General features: G+C 74.2%; 20 protein-coding genes. 11 read left to right on the top strand and 9 right to left on the bottom strand.

Annotated elements, in window-relative coordinates:
• From NBM05_RS12415 to NBM05_RS12370, 10 genes are all read left to right on the top strand, one after another.
• The coding region (locus NBM05_RS12415) for an AMP-binding protein (RefSeq protein WP_254167934.1) at window positions 1-1,280 on the top strand (1,280 nt) is incomplete at its 5' end.
• Window positions 1,277-1,924 carry an isochorismatase family protein gene (locus NBM05_RS12410; protein ID WP_254167932.1) on the top strand — a complete coding sequence of 216 codons (648 nt, stop codon included), beginning with the start codon at window positions 1,277-1,279 and terminating at the stop codon, window positions 1,922-1,924. The genes NBM05_RS12415 and NBM05_RS12410, both read left to right, overlap by 4 nt.
• Window positions 1,925-2,093: 169 nt before the next feature.
• A complete protein-coding gene (locus NBM05_RS12405; protein ID WP_254167929.1) occupies window positions 2,094-3,164 on the top strand; it encodes a PfkB family carbohydrate kinase in 1,071 nt (356 codons plus the stop codon).
• On the top strand, window positions 3,161-5,047 hold the full coding sequence (locus tag NBM05_RS12400) for a LacI family DNA-binding transcriptional regulator (RefSeq protein ID WP_254167927.1): 1,887 nt from the start codon (window positions 3,161-3,163) through the stop codon (window positions 5,045-5,047). The genes NBM05_RS12405 and NBM05_RS12400 overlap by 4 nt, the downstream gene beginning before the upstream one ends.
• Window positions 5,044-5,877, top strand: coding sequence for an energy-coupling factor transporter transmembrane component T (locus NBM05_RS12395; RefSeq protein ID WP_254167918.1), 834 nt, complete (start codon window positions 5,044-5,046; stop codon window positions 5,875-5,877). Before NBM05_RS12400 ends, NBM05_RS12395 begins: the two co-directional genes overlap by 4 nt.
• Entirely contained in the window at window positions 5,874-6,746 is an 873-nt protein-coding gene (locus NBM05_RS12390) for an energy-coupling factor ABC transporter ATP-binding protein (RefSeq protein WP_254167916.1), read from the top strand. The genes NBM05_RS12395 and NBM05_RS12390 overlap by 4 nt, the downstream gene beginning before the upstream one ends.
• Complete coding sequence (locus NBM05_RS12385) at window positions 6,727-7,533, top strand: energy-coupling factor ABC transporter ATP-binding protein (protein WP_254167914.1); 807 nt, start codon at window positions 6,727-6,729, stop codon at window positions 7,531-7,533. Before NBM05_RS12390 ends, NBM05_RS12385 begins: the two co-directional genes overlap by 20 nt.
• Window positions 7,534-7,629: 96 nt before the next feature.
• Entirely contained in the window at window positions 7,630-8,595 is a 966-nt protein-coding gene (locus NBM05_RS12380; protein ID WP_254167912.1) for a nucleoside hydrolase, read from the top strand.
• Between the two features lie 256 nt (window positions 8,596-8,851).
• Window positions 8,852-9,739 (top strand): SDR family oxidoreductase, encoded by an 888-nt coding sequence (locus NBM05_RS12375; protein ID WP_254167910.1) that lies wholly within the window; start codon window positions 8,852-8,854, stop codon window positions 9,737-9,739.
• A 98-nt stretch (window positions 9,740-9,837) separates the two neighbouring features.
• Window positions 9,838-9,993 carry a hypothetical protein gene (locus NBM05_RS12370; protein ID WP_254167908.1) on the top strand — a complete coding sequence of 52 codons (156 nt, stop codon included), beginning with the start codon at window positions 9,838-9,840 and terminating at the stop codon, window positions 9,991-9,993.
• 126 nt (window positions 9,994-10,119) lie between these two features.
• Here NBM05_RS12370 and NBM05_RS12365 read toward each other — a convergent pair whose 3' ends face one another.
• The 3 genes from NBM05_RS12365 to NBM05_RS12355 are packed head-to-tail and all read right to left on the bottom strand — an operon-like array spanning window position 10,120 to window position 13,228.
• Window positions 10,120-11,163, bottom strand: a complete 1,044-nt coding sequence (locus tag NBM05_RS12365) for a DUF4097 family beta strand repeat-containing protein (RefSeq protein ID WP_254167907.1) — start codon at window positions 11,161-11,163, stop codon at window positions 10,120-10,122.
• Complete coding sequence (locus tag NBM05_RS12360) at window positions 11,160-11,852, bottom strand: LuxR C-terminal-related transcriptional regulator (protein WP_254167905.1); 693 nt, start codon at window positions 11,850-11,852, stop codon at window positions 11,160-11,162. Before NBM05_RS12360 ends, NBM05_RS12365 begins: the two co-directional genes overlap by 4 nt.
• On the bottom strand, window positions 11,840-13,228 hold the full coding sequence (locus tag NBM05_RS12355) for a sensor histidine kinase (RefSeq protein WP_254167903.1): 1,389 nt from the start codon (window positions 13,226-13,228) through the stop codon (window positions 11,840-11,842). Before NBM05_RS12355 ends, NBM05_RS12360 begins: the two co-directional genes overlap by 13 nt.
• Before the next feature lie 142 nt (window positions 13,229-13,370).
• On the opposite strand from NBM05_RS12355, the gene NBM05_RS12350 reads away from it, so the two are divergent.
• Window positions 13,371-13,934 (top strand): 2'-5' RNA ligase family protein, encoded by a 564-nt coding sequence (locus tag NBM05_RS12350; RefSeq protein ID WP_254167901.1) that lies wholly within the window; start codon window positions 13,371-13,373, stop codon window positions 13,932-13,934.
• Window positions 13,935-14,083: 149 nt separating this feature from the next.
• Here the strand turns inward: NBM05_RS12350 and NBM05_RS12345 are convergent, their stop codons facing one another.
• From NBM05_RS12345 to NBM05_RS12320, 6 genes are all read right to left on the bottom strand, one after another.
• Complete coding sequence (locus NBM05_RS12345) at window positions 14,084-14,926, bottom strand: urease accessory protein UreD (protein ID WP_254167948.1); 843 nt, start codon at window positions 14,924-14,926, stop codon at window positions 14,084-14,086.
• Between the two features lie 136 nt (window positions 14,927-15,062).
• Complete coding sequence (ureG, locus tag NBM05_RS12340) at window positions 15,063-15,674, bottom strand: urease accessory protein UreG (protein WP_254167899.1); 612 nt, start codon at window positions 15,672-15,674, stop codon at window positions 15,063-15,065.
• 57 nt (window positions 15,675-15,731) lie between these two features.
• Complete coding sequence (locus NBM05_RS12335; protein ID WP_254167946.1) at window positions 15,732-16,403, bottom strand: urease accessory protein UreF; 672 nt, start codon at window positions 16,401-16,403, stop codon at window positions 15,732-15,734.
• 76 nt (window positions 16,404-16,479) lie between these two features.
• Complete coding sequence (ureE, locus tag NBM05_RS12330) at window positions 16,480-16,971, bottom strand: urease accessory protein UreE (protein WP_373689333.1); 492 nt, start codon at window positions 16,969-16,971, stop codon at window positions 16,480-16,482.
• Between the two features lie 15 nt (window positions 16,972-16,986).
• Window positions 16,987-18,702: an urease subunit alpha gene (gene ureC, locus NBM05_RS12325; protein WP_254167896.1), complete on the bottom strand. Its 1,716-nt coding sequence runs from the start codon at window positions 18,700-18,702 to the stop codon at window positions 16,987-16,989.
• A gap of 82 nt (window positions 18,703-18,784) precedes the next feature.
• Window positions 18,785-19,216 (bottom strand): urease subunit beta, encoded by a 432-nt coding sequence (locus NBM05_RS12320; protein ID WP_254167942.1) that lies wholly within the window; start codon window positions 19,214-19,216, stop codon window positions 18,785-18,787.
• Between the last annotated feature and the right edge of the window lie 21 nt (window positions 19,217-19,237).

Genomic DNA, 19,237 nt, shown 5'->3' with positions numbered 1-19,237 from the left:
GCCTCGCGGTGCTCGCCGAGCGCGACGGCCGCCGGGACCTCCGCCCGGCCGCCAGCGCGATCGCCGGCCTGCCCGAGGTGCGCGCGGTGCTCACGACCGACCGGGTGCGGGACGCCTCGCTCGGGGAGGAGCGCGACGCCGTCGTCCCGGCGCCGGGCGCGGGGACCGTCCTCGGGTCGGGGGAGGCCGCCCCCGGCCTCGAGGGCGCCCATCCGGAGGACCTGGCCCTGCTGACCCTCTCCGGGGGGACCACCGGGGCGCCCAAGCTGATCCCCCGCACGCACGCCGACTACGGGTACAACGCGCTCGCCTCGGCGCGGGCCTGCGGGGTCGGGCCGGACGCGGTCTACCTCGCGGTGCTGCCCGTGGCCCACAACTTCACCATGGTCTCCCCCGGGATCGTGGGGGTCCTGTCCTGCGGCGGGACGCTGGTCCTCTGCCCGGATCCGAGCCCCACGACCGCCTTCGCCCTGATCGAGCGGGCCGGGGTCACCATCACCTCGCTCGTCCCCGCGCTCGTGGCCCCGTGGCTGGACGAGGCGCGCCGCACCCGGGCCGACCTGGGGTCGCTGAGCGTCCTCCAGGTCGGCGGCGCCCGCCTGGACGCCGGCACGGCCCGGCGAGTCGGGCCGGAGCTGGGCTGCGCGCTCCAGCAGGTCTTCGGCATGGCCGAGGGCCTGAACTGCTACACGGCGCCGGATGCCCCGGCCGAGACCGCCTTGGCGACCCAGGGCCGGCCGGTCTGCCCGGGCGACGAGGTCCTCGTCGTCGACGAGCAGGACCTCCCGGTCCCGGACGGCCGGCCCGGCGAGCTGCTGACCCGCGGGCCCTACACGATCCGCGGCTACTACCGGGCGCGGGAGCTCGACGCCGTGCGCTTCACGCCGGAGGGCTTCTACCGGACCGGCGACGTCGTCGTGCGTTCACCCGAGGGGGACCTGACGGTGGTGGACCGGGTCAAGGACCAGGTCAACCGTGCGGGGGAGAAGATCGCCGCGCCCGAGGTCGAGGAGCACCTGCTGGCACACCCCGGGGTGCGGGCCGCGGCGGTCGTCGCCGCACCCGATCCGGACCTGGGGGAGCGATCCGTGGCGTTCCTGGTCGCCGGCTCGGGCGGGTCCGCGCCCGGCCGCGAGGACCTGCGGGAGTTCCTTCGCGCCCGCGGTGCGGCGGGCTTCAAGGTCCCCGACGAGGTGCGGGCGGTGGCCTCGCTCCCGCTCACGGGCGTGGGCAAGGTGGACAAGCGCCGCTTGCGCGAGCTGCTGGGGGAGGGCGCATGAGCCTGCCCCGGATCGCTCCCTACCCGATGCCCCGCAAGGCCCCCGCGGCCCGCGCGGGCTGGACCCTCGCCCCGCACCGCTCCGCCCTGCTGGTCCACGACATGCAGCGCTACTTCCTCGATGCCTTCGCCCCGGACCGGGAGCCCGCGACCACGCTGGTCGACCACGTCGGCCGGCTCGTCGCCGCGGCCCGCGCCGCCGGGGTGCCGGTGGTCTACACCGCCCAGCCCGGGGACCAGGAGCGGGGCGCCCGGGGGCTGCTGCGCGAGTTCTGGGGGCCGGGGTTGAGGGCGACCCCCGAGCACGTCGACATCGTGGAGCGGCTCGCCCCGCGACCCGGGGACACGCGACTGGTCAAGTGGCGGTACAGCGCGTTCCAGCGGACCGACCTGCGCGAGCGGCTGCGGGCAGCGGGGCGCGATCAGCTCGTGGTCACCGGCGTGTACGCCCATCTGGGCTGCCTCCTGACGGCGGCGGACGCCTTCATGCAGGACCTGGAGACCTTCCTCGTCGCCGACGCCGTGGCCGACTTCTCCGAGGAGGAGCACCTGTCCGCCCTGCGGTACGCGGCGGGGCGCTGCGCGCGGGTCCTGCTGACGTCCGAGGCGCTCGAGGGCTGGGCGGCGATGCCGGAGGCCGGCTGAGGCGCTCCGGCCGCGGGCCGCCGGAAGTTGACGCTCCCGGCGGCCTGCAGTAGCTTGGGTCACACTGCGCCATCTACGCGGGTAGAAGACACCTAATCTACGCGCGTAGATGGATCTACGGCTCGGCGGGACGCCTCCCGCCCGGATCTTCGGAAGAGGGAAGTCACCAGTGGAGTCCTCACACGGCAACGGGGCCGGCGGCGACGTCGTGCTCCTCGGCTCGATCAACGCCGATCACTTCATCTACGTCGACGCCTTCCCGCAGCCCGGGGAGACCATCCTGGCCCGGGGCGGGGAGATGGGCCTGGGCGGCAAGGGCGCCAACCAGGCGGTCGCGGCCGGGCTCGCCGGCGCGCGGGTCCACCTCATCGGCCGGGTCGGGCGCGACGCCGCCGCCGGGTTCGTCCGCGAGCGGCTCGAGGGCTTCGGGGTCGACACCGAGCACCTGACCCCCTCCGAGGCGCCCACCGGCGCCGCCTACATCACGGTCGACGGCGCGGGGGAGAACACCATCGCGGTGGTCTCGGGCGCCAACGCCGAGACCGACCTGACCGCGCTCGAGGAGACCGCGCGCCGCGTCTTCGCCGAGGCCGCCTCCCGGGAGTCGGTGCACGCCGTCGCACTCACCGAGGGCTCGGGCGCGCCGGCGCCGGGGCACCGCTCGGGCGACGCCGTCGTGGGCCTCTCCCAGGGGGAGACGCGCGCCGAGATGATCGAGGCCTTCGCCGCGCACTGCGCCGAGCGCGAGGTCCGCTTCGTCCTGAACCTGGCCCCCGTGATCGACCTCGACGCGAGTGCCGTGGCGGTCGCGGACCCGCTGATCCTCAACGAGGGGGAGGCGCAGGCGCTCCTCGAGCGGCGCGGCGGATCGTCCGTGCCCGCCGCGCCGGCCGAGGGCGCCGCGCAGGCGCTCGAGCTCGCGCGCGGCATGGTCGCCGACGGCGTCGCCCGCTCGGTGGTCGTCACGCTGGGCGGGGAGGGCGCCGTCGTCGCGACCGCCGAGGACGCGTGGCACCAGGCCTCGCCGGCACCGGCCGAGGTCGTGGACACCACCGGCGCCGGCGACGCCTTCGTCGGCGCGCTCGGCCCGGCTCGCGGCCAGCGGCGACCTCCGCGAGGCCGCGCTGTGGGCCGTGTGCGCGGCTCCGCCGCGGTCGCCTCCCGCGGCACCACCGCCTCCTACCCCTCGCGCGAGGAACTGGCCGGGCTGGTCCGCCGCTTCGCCGCGGACGGCCGGTGAGCACGCGCCGCCCCGCCGTCACCCGGGCCGACGTCGCCCGGGAGGCCGGCACCTCGGTGGCCGTGGTCAGCTACGTCGTCAACGACGGCCCGCGCCGGGTCGCCCCCGAGACCCGCGAGCGGGTCCTGCGCGCGATCGAGACCGTCGGCTACACCCCGGACCCCATCGCCAAGGCGCTGGCCTCGGGGGTCAGCGGCGCCTACGCGCTCGTCGTCCCGGACGTCTCCAACGCCTTCTTCGCCGAGCTCGCCCACCGCCTCCAGGAGGCCGTGGCCGGCGCGGACAAGGTCCTGCTGCTGGGCGACGCCGCCGAGAGCCCCGAGCGCGAGGCCCGCCTACTGCGCACCTTCGCCGCCCGCCGGGTGGACGGGGTCCTGGTGGTCGGCGTCGGCCCGCGCCCGGACCTCGCCCCGCTGCTCGACGCCGGCGTGCCCGTGGTGGTCCTCGACCGCGCCGACACCGCGGTCCCGGTCTCCAGCGTGTCCATCGACAACGCCGCCGCGGCCCGCGCCGCGACCGAGCACCTGATCGGGCACGGCCACTCCCGGATCGGGATCGTCGCCGGCCCGGCCGGGGTGCCGACCGCCCAGGAGCGCGCCCGCGGCTGGCGCGCGGCGCTGGAGGAGGCGGGCCTCCCGGCCCGCCCCGAGTGGATGCGCGAAGCTCCCTTCACCCGCCGCGGTGGCCGCGAGGCGGCCCGGGAGCTCCTGGCCGGCCCCGACGCCCCGACCGCCCTGTTCGTCTCCAACGAGCAGCAGGCCGTGGGGGTCCTCGCCGCCGCGCACGCGCTCGGCGTCGCGGTGCCCGAGGACCTGGCGCTGTTCACGATCGACGGCACCGACGACTCGGAGTTCTCCGCCCCGGGGATCTCCACCGCGGTGCAGCCGCTGGACCGCATGGCCCGCTCCGCGGTGGGCCTGCTCCGGCCCGGCGGCGCCCCCGAGCACGTGGTCCACGACTTCGCCCTGCGGATCCGCGGCTCCTGCGGGGCGCACGACGACGCCGCGGCCCCCGGCGCCGCGCGAGCCCCGGTTCCCACCGGGCCCGGTCGCACCGACGCCGACCCTCCGCCGCCCATCACCGCCGCGGCCCCCGGCGCCGCGCGAGCCCCGGCTCCCGCTGGGCCCGGTCGCACCGACGCCGACCCTCCGCCGCCCATCACCGCCGCGGCCCCCGACCCCTCTCCACCCCTCCCGCACGACCCCCAGAAACCAGGTGATCACGTGAGACATCAAGGACGATTCTCCGCCTTCCTCAAGGGGTACGGCCGTCTGACCGTGCTCCTGATCCCCATCGGGATCGCGACCAACTTCGTCGGCGGTCAGATCGCGAGCCTGCTCAAGCTGCCCGTCTTCCTGGACAGCATCGGCACCATCCTGGTCGGCGCCCTGTGCGGCGGCCTGCCGGGCATGCTGGTCGGGCTGCTGTCCAACCTCATCAACTCCATCACCGCGCCCACGCTCATCCCCTTCGCGCTGCTGAACATGATGCTGGGACTGCTGGCCGGGCTGCTGTCCCGGCTGGGGGCGTTCAAGAGCCTGGGGCGGACCATCGCCGCCGCCTTCCCGCTCGCGCTGGCCAGCGGCGTCGTCGGCGGGCTGATCTCGATCTGGGTCTTCGGCGGGCTCGCCGCCAACGGCCTCTCGATCGTCATCGCCGGGCTCCACGCGCTCGGCATGGACCTCAACACCGCGGTCTTCGTCGCGGGGCTGCCCCTGGAGTTCGTGGACAAGCTCGCGACGCTGCTGATCGTCTTCCTGATCATCAGCCGCGTGCCCACCCGCCTGCTGGTCAAGGTGCCCCTGGGCGGGAAGTACCTCGACCGCCCCAAGCGCCGCAAGAGCATCGAGATCCCCGAGGACGAAATGGCGATGACGCTATGACCACGACCCCCACGACCCCCGCGGCCCCCGCCGGGCTGACGCCCGAGGAGCAGGCCTTCGTCGCCCGGCTCCGGGCCCCGATCACCAGCGGCAACTGGCTGCGCGACCTCAACCCGATCAACACCTTCGTCCTCGTGGCCTGCCTCGCGGTCGTCGCGTTCGCGCTCCCCGGCTTCGTCCCCTCGCTCGCCGTGTGCCTGGCCTACGTGGTCCTGGCCGCGCTCGCCGGGGTGGGCCGCCGGTTCGCCTCGACCTTCGCCAAGCTGTTCCTCGTGGTCGGCGGCATCCTCTTCGCGCTGCGGGCCGTGTTCCTGGACGCGGGCGAGCGGCTGCTGGTCCTCGGCCCCTTCACGGTCAGCACCGGCGGGCTGCTCCAGGCGCTGGAGTTCAGCCTCCTGGTCATGGCCCTGTGCGGCGCCCTGACCCTGTTCTTCACCATGACGCCGATGAAGAACCTCATGCTGGCCCTCGAGGCCCGCGGGGTCCGGCCCACGGTCACCTACGTGATCCTCGCGTCCTTCCAGGCCATCACGGATCTCGGGAAGAGCTCGACGACGGTCATGAACGCCCAGCGCTCCCGCGGCATCGAGACCGAGGGCTCGCTCCTGACCCGCCTCCGCTCCTTCGGCCCGATCCTCGCCCCGGTCTTCCTGACCGCGATGAACCAGACCGAGGAGCGCGCGCTGTCCCTCGACGCGCGGGCGTTCAGCTACTCGAAGAAGCACACTCAGCTCAGCACGCTGCGGGCCGTCCCGGCCGGGGAGGTCGCGCTCGTGGCCCTCGCCGTCGCGCTGGCCACCGCGGCCGTCATCGGAAGGTTCGTCCTATGAGTCTCGTCTCCCTGCACGACGTCGGCTTCACCTACGCCTACGCGGACCGGCCCGCCCTGCGCGAGGTCACGCTCGAGATCGAGCCCGGGCTGCTCTACGGCGTCGTCGGCGCCAACGGCAGCGGCAAGAGCACGCTGTGCTCGGTGCTGCGCGGGGTCATCCCGCACTTCCACCCCGGGGAGCTGACCGGCGCGGCCAGCATCCACGGCACCGACCTGCTCGACTGGGACCCCGGCGAGCTCTCCCGCTCCGTGGGGTACGTCTTCCAGAACCCGTTCACCCAGATCAGCGGGATCAAGGAGACGGTCTTCGAGGAGATCGCCCTGGGCCTGGAGAACCTCCGGACGGACCCGGCGGAGATCGTCGAGCGGGTGCTGGAGGTCATCGACCGGGTGGGCATCCGGCACCTGATGACCAAGAACCCCAACGAGCTCTCGGGCGGACAGCGGCAGCTGGTGGCCTTCGCCGCGATCGTGGCGATGGACGCCGACTTCGTCGTGATCGACGAGCCGACCTCGCAGCTGGACCCGGAGACCTCCGAGAAGGTCTTCTCGATCATCGCCGGGCTCAAGGAGCGCGGCACCTCGATCGTGCTGGTGGAGCACAAGATCGACCTCATGGCCGAGTACGCCGACCGGCTGATCGTCATGAGCCGCGGGCGCGTCCTGGAGGAGGGGCCGACGCGGGAGGTCCTCGTCTCGCCGTCGCTGGACGAGGCCGAGGTCCTGCGGCCCGAGGTCACCGACCTCGCGCTCGCCCTGGAGCGCCGCGGAGACCCGCTGCCGCGCGTCCCCATCACCCGTGCCGAGGCCCGCGAGCTGCTGGCACCCCGACTCGAGGAGGCCCCCGATGCCCATCGAACTCACTGACGCCCGCTTCGCCTACCCGGACGGGACCCTCGCCGTGGACGGGGTCACCTTCACCATCGGCGACGGCGAGCGCGTGGCCATCGTCGGCCAGAACGGCGCGGGCAAGACCACGACCGTGAAGATGATGAACGGCCTGCTCAAGCCCACGAGCGGCGGCGTCACCGTGGACGGGGCGGACATCTCCGGCAGGACCACCGCGAGCGTGGCCCGCGACGTCGGCTACGTCTTCCAGAACCCCGACGACCAGATCTTCGGCAGCGACGTCCAGGGCGAGCTCGAGTACATGCCGCGCTACCACCGCTGGGACGAGGCCAAGCGCGTCGAGCGGGTGCGCCGGGCCGCGCTCATGGCCGGCATCGGCAACTTCATGGACCTCAACCCCAACGACCTGCCCTTCGCGATCAAGAAGTTCGTGGCGATCGGGGCGATCCTGGTCGGCGAGTGCCGCTACGTGATCCTCGACGAGCCCACCGCGGGCCTGGACCGGCGCGGGCTGCGCCTGCTCGGCCGGATCCTGGACCAGCTGCGGGAGGAGGGGATCACCGTCATCACCATCACCCACGACATGCGCTTCGTCGCCGAGACCTTCGACCGCGTGATCGCGATGGCCCAGCGCCGGGTCATCGCGGACGGGACGGTCGAGGAGGTCTTCGCGCGGGACGACGTCGTCGAGCGCGCCAAGCTCAAGCGGCCCGAGATCTCGCAGCTGGCCCGGGACCTGGGGCTCGACGCCGGGGCCGTGCGCTTCGACGACGTGCTCGGTCTCCTGCCCGCCGGCCGCGGCTGAGCCGCCCGCGTCCCCGCGACCCGGTGGCCGCCCCCCACCCGTTCCCTGCGCCGCCGCCTCGGCGGCGCCCGCACCCCTCGTGAAGGAGACCCACCCATGCCCACCCCCGTGATCCTCGACGTCGACACCGGCATCGACGACGCCATGGCCGTCATGTTCGCGGCCCGCCACCCGGAGATCGACCTCCTCGCCATCAGCTGCGTCACCGGCAACACTTCTCTGGAGAACGTCGTCGCCAACACCTGCAAGGTGCTCGACGTCGTCGGCGCGCCGGAGATCCCCGTGGCCGGCGGCGCCCTCCGCCCCCTGCTCGCCGAGCCCCGCGACGCCTCCTTCGTCCACGGCGAGGACGGCATGGGCGGCGTCGAGCTCCCCGAGAGCGCGCGCCGTCCGGTGCCGGAGCACGCGGTCGAGATGCTGCGCCGGGTCCTGACCGAGGCCGAGCAGCCCGTGACGCTGGTGGCGCTGGCCCCGCTGACCAACATCGCGCTGCTGCTGCGGATGTACCCGCACGTGGCCGGCAAGATCGGGCGGATCCTGTTCATGGGCGGCTCCGCCTCGGTGGGCAACGCCACCGCCGTGGCCGAGTTCAACATCTGGCACGACCCGGAGGCCGCGCGGATCGTGCTGAACAGCGGCGTCCCGATGACCATGTACGGCCTGGACGTGTTCAACACCGTGGCCGTGGACGAGGCGACCATCCGCCGCCTGATCGCCGCGGAGGGCGCCGCCGCCCGGGCCCTGGGCGGCCTGCTGGGCTTCCGGATGCACGACGTCGCCGACGGCGAGCAGCCCTCGAGCCTGATCGGCGACGCCGGCGCCGTGTGCGCGCTGGTGGCCCCGCACCTGATGCAGACCCGCCGGCACCCGGTCCAGGTCTCCACGGAGGGGATCACGCGCGGTCAGACGGTCGTGGACCGCCGCTGGCGCGCGGGCGAGGACGAGGTGCACGGGCTGGCCGCGCGCTGGCCCGAGATCGACGTCGTGCTGGCCGCGGACATCCCGGCCGTCGTCGAGCTGTTCCTGGACGCGGTCGAGGGGGCCGACGCCGGGGGCGCCTGAGGCGATGCCGGGGACGCGCGAACCGACGCCGGGGATGCGTGATGCGGTGCCGAAGGGTGCGCGAGGTGGTGCCGGGGCACGCGAGCCGACGCCGGGGCGGCGTCGCACCTCGCGCGCCGCGGCGCCAGCCCCGGGCGGCCTTTTGCGGCTGTCAGCCGAATGCCTCGACACCCGTGGGGTCCGCGTCACTACGCTGAGGTAACGACGGACGGGGAAGTCCCCCGCCCAGCACCCGCGCAGGGAGAGGACACGACACATGAGCGACACCCTCAAGGACCCCCGCAGCAAGTACGAGAGTATCGAGCCGCCCGAGCAGACCCAGTCCGAGCCCGGCCTGGACCGGGACCTGAAGCCGCTGGCCGACCTCGGCACCAACAGCTACACCGGCAGCGGCCGCCTGGCCGGCCGCAGGGCCCTGATCACCGGCGGCGACTCCGGGATCGGCGCGGCCGTGGCCATCGCGTTCGCCCGCGAGGGGGCCGACGTCGCGATCTCCTACCTCCCGGACGAGCAGCCCGACGCCGACCACGTCGTCCAGGAGATCGAGCGCGCGGGCGTGAAGTCCCTGCAGCTGCCGGGCGACCTCCAGGAGCTGGAGCAGTGCGAGGCGATCGTGAAGCAGACGGTCGAGGCCTTCGGCGGCCTGGACATCCTCGTCAACAACGCCAGCCGCCAGGTGTGGCACGAGAACATCGAGGACATCGAGGACGAGCAGTTCGACACGACGATGAAGTCGAACATCTACTCCTCGTTCCGCGTGACCAAGGCGGCCGTGCCCCACCTCGAGCCCGGCTCCTCGATCATCTTCACCTCCTCGATCCAGGCGTACCAGCCCTCCGAGACGCTGCTGGACTACGCGATGACCAAGGCGGCGATGAACAACCTCAGCAAGGGCCTGGCCCAGGCGCTGGCCCCGCGCGGCATCCGCGTCAACGCCGTGGCCCCGGGCCCCATCTGGACCCCGCTGCAGCCCAGCCACGGCCAGCCGACCGAGAAGCTCACCCAGTTCGGCCAGGGTGGCCCTCTGGGCCGTGCCGGGCAGCCCGCGGAGCTCGCCGGCGCCTACGTGTTCCTGGCCTCGGAGGAGGCCTCGTACGTGGCGGGCGAGACCCTCGGCGTCACGGGCGGCAGCCCGACGCCGTGACCCCGTGCGGACCCGCGGCGCACGGCCGCGGGCCGCTCACCGGCCGGGCCCGCCCGGAGCCGGGAGCCGGCAGCATGAACGACCACGAGGAGGTCACCATGTCAGATCAGAGCAAGCTCGAGAAGAACGCGTCCGAGGAGGAGCCCGGCCAGGGCGAGACCACGGACGAGGCCAGCGCCAGCCGCAAGGACGGCGGCAAGGGCTCGGACTCGGGGCGGTCTGAGCAGGAGTCGTCGGGCGGCTCCGGGGACTGATCCCCGGCAGATGCTCGCAGGGGACCCGCCCCTCCTCCCGGCTCGTGCCGGTGGGGAGGGGCGGGTCGTCGCGACCGGGGAAGCGGCTGCACCGCTGGGTCCCGATCGCCGGAAGGGATGGACGGATCAGCGGCCCGCCCGCAGCGTCACGTTCCCGGCCGAGAGCTCGCCGGTGATCGACGACGTCGGGCTCCCGGTCGCGTCCAGCCGGTTGTCCAGGGACCCGGCCGAGCGGTCGACGTCGACCCGGTAGGGCGCGTCCGGGACGGTCAGGTCCAGGGAGCCGGCGCTGACCTCGAGGCCGACGCTCGTGGGCGCCTGCCCGGTCAGCTCGGCGGTCATCCGGCCGGCCGAGACCCCGAAGGTCCCCTCGGCGACGCCGTCCAGCTCCAGGTCGGCGCGGCCGGCGCTGACGTCGGCGTCGAGGGTCCGGGCCGCGCCGGTCACGGTCAGGGCGCCGGCGTTGACGGTGGTCTCCAGGTCGGCGAACCGCCCGTCGGCGCGCAGCTCCCCGGCGTCGAGCGTCAGGTCGGCGTTCAGCGAGCCGTCGTTCAGGCTCTCGGGCAGCGTCAGCACGGCCTGCTCCTGCTCGCGGTGGCACCACATGAGGCACCAGTCGTCGCGCTTGCCGACCGTCAGCTCGCCGCCCTCGCGCTGCATCCGCCAGCCGTCCCGGGCGCCGTTGCGGACCTCGAGGACCGCCTGGTCGACGTCGCCGAAGCCCACGGTCAGGAGCGCGCCGTCGGCGTCGACGTCCAGGTCCGTGATCCCGGCGGCGTCCGCCGACTGCGTGGAGTCCGCGCGGCTGATGGACCCGGCGGCGGCCAGGGTCTCGGAGCCGGCCGAGGTGGCCAGGACGATCCCGCCGACCACGGCCGTCAGGACGCCGACGACGACGCCGTACCCGGCGCGCCGGGGTGCCGCGGCCGCCGGGCGGGGACCCGCGGGGCCGCCGGACGGGCCGCCCGATCCACCGGACGGGCCGCTTGATCCGCCGGAGGGACCGCCGGACGAGCCGTCCGGTCCGCTCCACGGGGCCCCGCCGCGGCCGGTCTCGTCCCCGGGGGAGGGCATCGGCGCGGTGGCCGGGTACTCGTAGCCGTCGCCGGCCTGGCGCCCGTCGTCGGCCGCGTGGCGGCCCTGCTGGTTCTCGTGATCCGGGGTGTTCATCGGACGGTCCCTCCTCGGCCGGGCTCGGCGGACTGCGAGCCGTGGGTGCTTTCGATGTGGGCGAGCGCGGCCAGGACCCGGCGGTTGCCGGATTCGTCCTGCTCGAGCCCGAGCTTCTGGAAGATCGCGGTGATGTGCTTCTCGATGCTCGCCTCGGAGAGGAAGAGCAGCGCCGCGATCGCGTGGTTGGACTTGCCCTCGGCCAGCGCGGCGAGCACGGTGCGCTCGCGGTCGGTCAGGCGCTTGAGGCGGTCGTCCTCGTCGCGGCGGGTCAGCAGCTGCGTCACGACCTCCGGGTCCAGCACCGTGGTGCCGGCCGCGATCCGGTCGATCGCGTCCAGGAAGTCCGAGACGTCGGCGACCCGGTCCTTGAGCAGGTACCCGAGCGAGCCGCCGTGGGCGGTGATCAGCTCGGTCGCGTAGCGCTCCTCGACGTACTGGGAGAGCACGAGCAGCGGCAGGTCCGGGCGGGTGGCCCGCAGCCCGAGCGCCGCCCGGATGCCCTCGTCGGTGTAGGAGGGCGGGAGCCGGACGTCGAGGACGCACAGCTGGGGGTCGGTCTCCGCGACCGCCGCGGTCAGGCCCGAGGCGTCGGGCAGGGCCGCCACGACGTCGTGCCCCGACTGGTCCAGCAGCCGCACCAGGCCCTCGCGCAGCAGGACCGAGTCCTCGCAGATCAGGATGCGCACGGGACGCTCACCTCCAGCGCGGTGGGGCCGCCCTGCGGGCTGTCCAGGCGGACCGTGCCCTGCGCCCCGCGGATGCGGTGCATGATGCCGTCCAGCCCGCCGCCGGGCAGCACCCGGGCGCCGCCGACGCCGTCGTCCTCCACCCGGGCCCACAGGGTCCCGTCGGGGCGGAGGCGGACGGTCACCCGGCAGCCGGTGGCGCGCGAGTGCTTGGCCGCGTTGGTCAGCGACTCGGCGATCGCGAAGTACACCGCCGACTCGGCCTCCCGGCCGCAACGGCCGCCCATCCGGACGTCCAGGTGCACGGGGATGTGGGAGCGGCCGGCCAGCGCCGAGAGGGCGGCGTCGAGCCCGCGGTCGTCCAGGACGGAGGCGTGGATGCCGCGGGCGAGCTGGCGCAGCTCGGTGATCGCGGCCTTGGCGGAGGTGTGCGCCTCGCCGATCAGCTCCTTGGCGCCCTGCGGGTCCTCGTCGATCTTCCGCTGGGCCAGGCCCAGGGTCATGCCGACCGAGACCAGGCGGGGCTGGACGCCGTCGTGCAGGTCGCGCTCGATCCGGGTGCGCTCGACGTCGGCGGCCCTGACCGCGCCCTCCCGCTGCTCGGCGGAGGCGCGGGCCCGCTCGGTCAGCTCGACCTCGCGGACCGGCGCGCCGATCAGCGCGACGGCGACGACGCGGTGCAGCAGCACCAGCCCCGCGATCCCCGCGAGCGCCACGACCACCGTCAGTGCGCCGACCCACGGCGCCTGGCTGGCCGGGATGCCGAAGCCGAGGGGCCCGGGGACCGTGTCCGCGGAGCCGAGCGGGGCGAAGGCGGTCACGGCGGAGTTGACCAGCCGCTGGAAGAGCCAGACGACGGCCATGCCCATCACGGAGGCCAACGCGAAGTCGACGAGGGAGCGCCACATCCGCCCGTCGACGGCCTGGTGCCAGATCCGCAGGAGGAACCCGGCGAAGCCGGGGCGCACGCGACGCTGCGGGGCCAGCGGCGGGGCGCCAAGGCCGTAGAGCGACTCGACGCGGGCGACCTCGAACCAGGCCACGCCGAAGAGCACGTAGACGAGGCCGACCAGCAGCACCAGGCCGAGGCCCAGCACGACGATCAGGCCCACCCCGGCGCCCGCCAGCCCGGCGACGGCGCCGAAGACGACGGGGCCGAGCACCCCCAGTGCGGCCAGGTGGAGGAGGGTCAGGAGGAAGCGGGCGCGCGGCTGGCGGACCGGGGCCTCCTCGCCCGGGGCGCGGATGCCGGGCCGGGACGGGCCGGGATCCGTTCCGGTATGGGGCCGCGGCGCGGCGGCGGCCGGACGCGACGGCGACTCGTCGGTGCCGGCGCGCGGGGCCCCTGCCGGCGTGGGGCGGTTCTCTGTGGTCATGCTCCTACGCTATTGCGCGCGGCGCGGGGCGGGAACGGAGAAAGGCGGAAGCGTCGGTTCGGGATATCCCGAAACCTCGGCGGCCGGCCGCGGGCGCCCGGCGGGGCCGGCCGAGAGCACCCGGTGGGCCTACCCTGGACCCATGCCCCAGCACTCCCTCGACCTGCTCCTGGACCCCGCCGCCGACGCCCGCGTCCGCGAGCGGTGGGCCGCGCTCGACGCCGCGGGCCTCCCCAGCCAGGCCCGCCACGGATCGCCGACCAACGCCCCGCACCTGACCGTCCTCGCCGCCCCCGCGATCGGGGCGGAGCTGCGCGAGGAGGCGCGCCGCCTGCTCGCGGACGTGCTGCCCGCGCCGATGACCGTGGACGGCGTCGTCGTGCTGGGGCGCGGGCCCTACGTCGTCGCGGACCTGGTGCTGCCGCCGCCCGGGCTGCTCGACGCCGTCGCCCGCCTGCGCGCGAGCGTGCCGCTCCGGGCCGCCTCGGGCTACGGGACGGGGCCCTGGCTGCCGCACCTCACCCTGGCGCGGCGCGTCCAGCGGGAGGACCTCCCCGCGGTGTTCGCCGCGCTCGCCGAGGCGCCCGGGCTCGACGCCGCCGCCGGCGTCTCGGTCCGCCGCTGGGACCCCGACGCCGGCACGGTCCACCCGCTCGTGGGGGAGGGGGCCGAGGGAGCCGAGGACGCCGGGGCCCCACCGCGCTAGGCCGGGTTTCGCCCCGCTTGGCTGGGCCTCGCCCCGCTTGGCTGGGCCTCGCCCCGCTAGGTCCGGAGTCCGTCCGCCGCACCGAGGGGACCGAGACGGGTCCACCGCGGCATGCACCCGCCGCGCGGATTCCCGGCCCCTGCTGGGGCTCAGTACTTGCGCAGGCGCACCCCCGCCTGCCCGCGCCACCGCCGCCGCAGCGCGTCCGCGACGGCCCGGTGCAGCGCGGCGATGCGCTCGGTGGAGTCCGCGAGCGAGCGGATGCAGACGCAGCGCACGCCCCCGACGTCGGGGATCCCGGCGCGCGTGATCCCGGAGCGGGTCGCGGACGCGTCCACCAGGGCGACCAGCTCCCGGTAGAGCTCGTCGTCGAGGCGGCGGTCGGCGAGGAGCAGCTGGCCCGTGTGGCTGTGGCCCTCCATGAGGCCGAGGCCGGCGACGTCGTCGTGCTCCCCGGGGCGGATGCGCAGCTGGTCCACCACCAGGCGGCGCGCGCGGGAGCCCGGGCCGGACGGGTCGCTCACGCGGACCTCGGTGCGCATCCGCAGCTCGTCGTAGGCGAAGGCCTCGCCCCGCGGCGACCAGCCGGGCGTGACGACCTCGGCGAGCAGCAGCGACGACGTCGGGTCCATCTCCACGGAGGTCCGCTGCCGGTAGGAGCCGCCGCGGTAGACGATCAGCTGGTCCGGCAGGTGTTCCAGCACCGCGCCCGGGCCCAGCCGCACCGTCATGTCCTGGGCGGCGGGGCCCTGGGGCGTGCGGTAGACCTTGGTGGCCGACTGGGTGGTCAGCGCGAGGGAGGCGTCCCGGCCCACCTCGACGTCGATGAGGTAGCGGTCCGCCCCGAGGTAGGCCCCGCCCGGGTTGACCACCGTGTAGGTGACCTGCCCGGAGCGGTCCAGGTAGTGGGGGCGCAGGATCCGCAGGGCGCCCTCGTGGAACTGCCGGGCCGCGTAGGAGCGGCCCTGCCGGGCGGCGACGGCCAGGCGCAGCTCGCCGGTCCAGGGCGGGGCCGGGGCCGGGTCCGGGGCGCCGGAGGAGGGCTGGGTGCCGGCCGCGGCGTCGGGCCCCGCGGCGTCGGGCCCCGAGCCGGCTGCAGCACTGGGGGCCGCGGGGGCGGCGCGTCGCTCAGGCAAGGTCGAGCATCAGGACGTCGCGGCGGATCCAGGCCTCGACCGCCTCCAGCCCCTCGTCGGTCTTGAGGTTGGTGAACGCGAAGGGCCGGTCCTTGCGGAAGACCCGGGAGTCCTCCTCCATCACCGACAAATCGGCGCCGACGTGCGGGGCCAGGTCGGTCTTGTTGATGATGAACAGGTCCGACTTGATCATGCCCTGGCCGGCCTTGCGGGGGATCTTCTCGCCCTGGGCGACGTCGATGATGTAGATCGAGAAGTCGACCAGCTCGGGGCTGAAGGTCGCCGAGAGGTTGTCCCCGCCGGACTCCACGAAGATGACCTGCAGGTCCGGGAAGCGCCGGTGCAGCTCCTCGATGGCGGCCTCGTTCATGGAGGTGTCCTCGCGGATCGCGGTGTGCGGGCAGCCGCCGGTCTCCAGGCCGATGATCCGGTCCTCGGGCAGCACGGAGTTGCGGGCCAGGATCTTGGCGTCCTCGATCGTGTAGATGTCGTTGGTGATCGCGGCCATCGAGATCTCGGCGCTCATGGCGCGGGTCAGCCGCTCGACGAGCTGGGTCTTGCCGGCGCCGACGGGGCCTCCGACGCCGATGATGACGGGGTCCATGGGTCCTCCTGGGGGTCGTGGATGGGTCTACGGGGTGTACGGGGTGCGGGCGGGCCGTCAGCTCATGAACAGCCGGGCCCGCTGGCGCTCGTGGTTCATCTGGGCGATCTCCAGGCCGGGGGAGACCGCGCCGAGCGCCTCCCCGGCCTGACCGGACGCGACCAGCTCCCGGGAGGTCGCGAGGCCGCGCCGCACCCACTCCTGGGCCCGGCGGATCACCCGCTGCCCGGCGCTCTGCCCCAGCGGGATGCCGCGCACGGCGTTCTGGGTCAGGGAGGTCACGGCGGCGTACAGGTGCGCCGCCACCGCCGTCTCCTCCGGCAGGCCGAGGGACCGGGCCAGCACGCCCCACACGGTGGCCTGGTGAGCGAACATCCGGTCCGCCTCGACCTCCCGCTGGTAGCGGCACGTCCACGGGCTCGGGTAGGAGGCCGCGCCGATGCTGAGCAGTCGCCGGCCCATGGTGATCCCGCTGCGCCGGATCTGCTCGGGCAGGGCCTGCGCGGTGACCAGCTCGTCCAGGTCCTCCACCGCCGCGAAGCCCGACGCCGCGTAGACCAGCCGCACCGCCAGGGCGTCCGTGTAGGTCAGCTGCTGGTCCACGAAGGCCTCGAGCCAGGCGGAGAAGCCGTCCTCGTCCGCGATCTGCTCCGACTGGAGGTAGGTCTCGAAGCCGAGGGAGTGGCTGAAGGCGCCGGTCGGCAGGGCCGAGTCGGTCAGCTGCATCATCCCCAGCAGGCCCGCCAGGCCGTCGGGGTCCCCCTGCTCGGCGCGGCCCGGCCGCGGTTCCTCGATGCCCACGGGCTCAGTGGGTGTGCTCGGCGTGGCGGAACGGGACGGGCATGACCCGCTCCTGCCGCGCGTAGGGGACGCCGTGGTGGTCCAGGAAGTCCCGGACCGTGTGGTCGTACTGGACCACCATCACCTCGGCCCCGTACTCGCTGTCCGCGTCGAAGAACTGGGCCTGCAGATGGCGGTTGCCCAGGCTGTGCGCCGTGAAGGCCATCTCCACGATGCTGCGCGCGGCGATCACCAGGACGTCGGTGGGCAGCACCTGGACGACGACGGCGCTGCCGCGCGCCCCGGCGTCGTCGAGCGCCAGGATGTCCCCGTCCCGCAGGTCCGGGGTGCGGGCGGGCAGGCGCAGGCCGAGCTCCCGGCCGTGGTCGGTGCTCAGGCGCTGGATGCGCTTGACCAGGTCGGCGGCGGGGAGCACGACCCGCTCCACGTGCCGCTCGCCCACCAGGCGGCGGCCGGACTCGGCGTGGAGGTTGTCGATGATCTCGGTGACGATCACGTGGGGGTCTCCCGTCTAGAAGAGGAAATAGCGCTGCGCCATCGGCAGCCGGTCCTGGGGCTCGCACGTCACGGGCACGCCGTCCACGCGCACCTCGTAGGTCTCCGGGTCGACCCGCAGCTGCGGGGTCTCGCCGTTGAGCTTCAGGTCCGCCTTGGTCAGCTCGCGGATGCCGCGGCACTCCCGGACTGTCTTCTCCAGGCCCAGCAGCTGCGGGACGCCGGCCCGGATGGAGGCCTGGGACATGAAGGTGATGGAGCTGGACGAGACGGCCTTGCCGTACGCGCCGAAGGCCCGGCGGTACCACCGCGGCTGCGGGGTGGGGATCGAGGCGTTGGCGTCGCCCATGACGCCGTGGACCATCTGGCCGCCCTTGAAGATCAGGTCGGGCTTGACGCCGAAGAACCGGGGCTCCCAGAGGACCAGGTCGGCGAACTTGCCCTCCTCGACCGAGCCGACGGCGTGCGAGACGCCCTGCGCGATCGCGGGGTTGATCGTGTACTTGGCGATGTAGCGCCTGATCCGGTGGTTGTCGCCGACCGTCCCCTCGTCCTCGGGCAGCTTCCCCCGCTGGCGCCGCATGGAGTCCGCGAGCTGCCAGGTCCGCAGGACCACCTCGCCCACCCGCCCCATGGCCTGGGAGTCGGAGGAGGTCATCGAGAACACGCCCATGTCCTGCAGGACGTCCTCGGCGGCGATGGTCTCCTTCCGGATGCGGGAGTCGGCGAAGGCCACGTCCTCCGGGATGTCCGGGTTCAGGTGGTGGCACACCATGAGCATGTCGAGGTGCTCCTCGACGGTGTTGCGGGTGTACGGCAGGGTCGGGTTGGTCGAGGCCGGCAGGATGTTGGGGTCCTGGGCCAGCTCGATGATGTCCGGGGCGTGGCCGCCGCCCGCGCCCTCGGTGTGGAACGTGTGGATCACGCGGCCGTCGATCGCCGCGCGGGTGTCCTCCACGAACCCGGCCTCGTTGAGGGTGTCGGTGTGGATCGCGACCTGGACGTCGTACCGGTCGGCGACCTCCAGCGCGGTGTTGATCGACGACGGCGTCGCGCCCCAGTCCTCGTGGACCTTCAGCCCGATCGCCCCCGCGCGGATCTGCTCGGCCATCGGCGAGATCGAGGAGCCGTGCCCCTTGCCCAGGAGCCCGAAGTTCATCGGGAACTCCTCGAAGGCCCGGAGCATGTTGTGGATGTTCCACTCGCCGGGCGTGATGGTCGTGGCCTTGCTGGACTCGCTGGGGCCGGTGCCGCCGCCGATCATGGTCGTGATCCCGGAGACCAGCGCCGTCTCGATCTGGTCCGGGCTGATGAAGTGGATGTGGGAGTCGACGCCGCCGGCGGTGAGGATCTTGCCCTCCCCGGCGATCACGTCCGTGGCCACGCCGATGACGATGTCCACGCCGTCCATCGTGTGCGGGTTCCCGGCCTTGCCGATCGTGAGGATGTGGCCGTCCCGGACGCCGACGTCGGCCTTGTAGATCCCCGACCAGTCCACGATCACGACGTTGGTGATCACCAGGTCGGGGATGCCGACGTCGCGCACCAGCTGGCCGTTCTGGCCCATGCCGTCGCGGACCACCTTGCCGCCGCCGAACACGGCCTCCTCGCCCGGCGTCGTCAGGTCGCGCTCGATGCGGGCGAACAGCTCGGTGTCCGCCAGGCGCACGGCGTCGCCGGTGGTGGGGCCGTAGAGGCTCGCGTACTGGTCCCGGCTCATCTCGAAGCTCATGGTCCGCCTTGTGCTCTGGAGGGGTGGTTGCCTGGGGGTGGGGTCCTCGCGCGGGGTCCGCGGGGCCTACCGCCCGCGGGGTCTAGCGGGTCTCGTTGGAGTAGCCCTCGCGCTCGTGGAGCGGCCGCGGGGCGTCCCCGGTCGCCGAGCCGTGCCGCGGCGGCGCCTGGGCGGCCTTGGTCCGGTCCAGGGGCGTGGGGAGGTGGGCGTCCAGCGGGCCGTCCACGAGGTCGCGGAAGCCGAAGACGGTGCGGCTGCCGCCGAGGGGGATCAGCCGGACCTCGGTGGAGTCGCCGGGCTCGAGGCGCACCGCGGTGCCGGCGGGGATGTCGAGGCGGTGGCCCAGCGCGCGCTCGCGGTCGAACTCCAGGGCGCGGTTGGCCTCGGCGAAGTGGAAGTGGGAGCCCACCTGCACGGGGCGGTCCCCGCGGTTGACGACCTCCAGGGAGATGGCCTCCCGGCCGTCGTTGCACCGGACCGGCTCCTCGGCCAGCAGGTACTCCCCGGGGATCACGGCTTCTCGGGATGACACGGC

The organism is Rothia santali (assembly GCF_024199905.1).
GTDB classification, from domain to species: Bacteria; Actinomycetota; Actinomycetes; order Actinomycetales; family Micrococcaceae; genus Rothia; species Rothia santali.
Note: the sequence above shows the minus strand (reverse complement) of the source record. Positions and strands in the feature narration are given on the sequence as shown.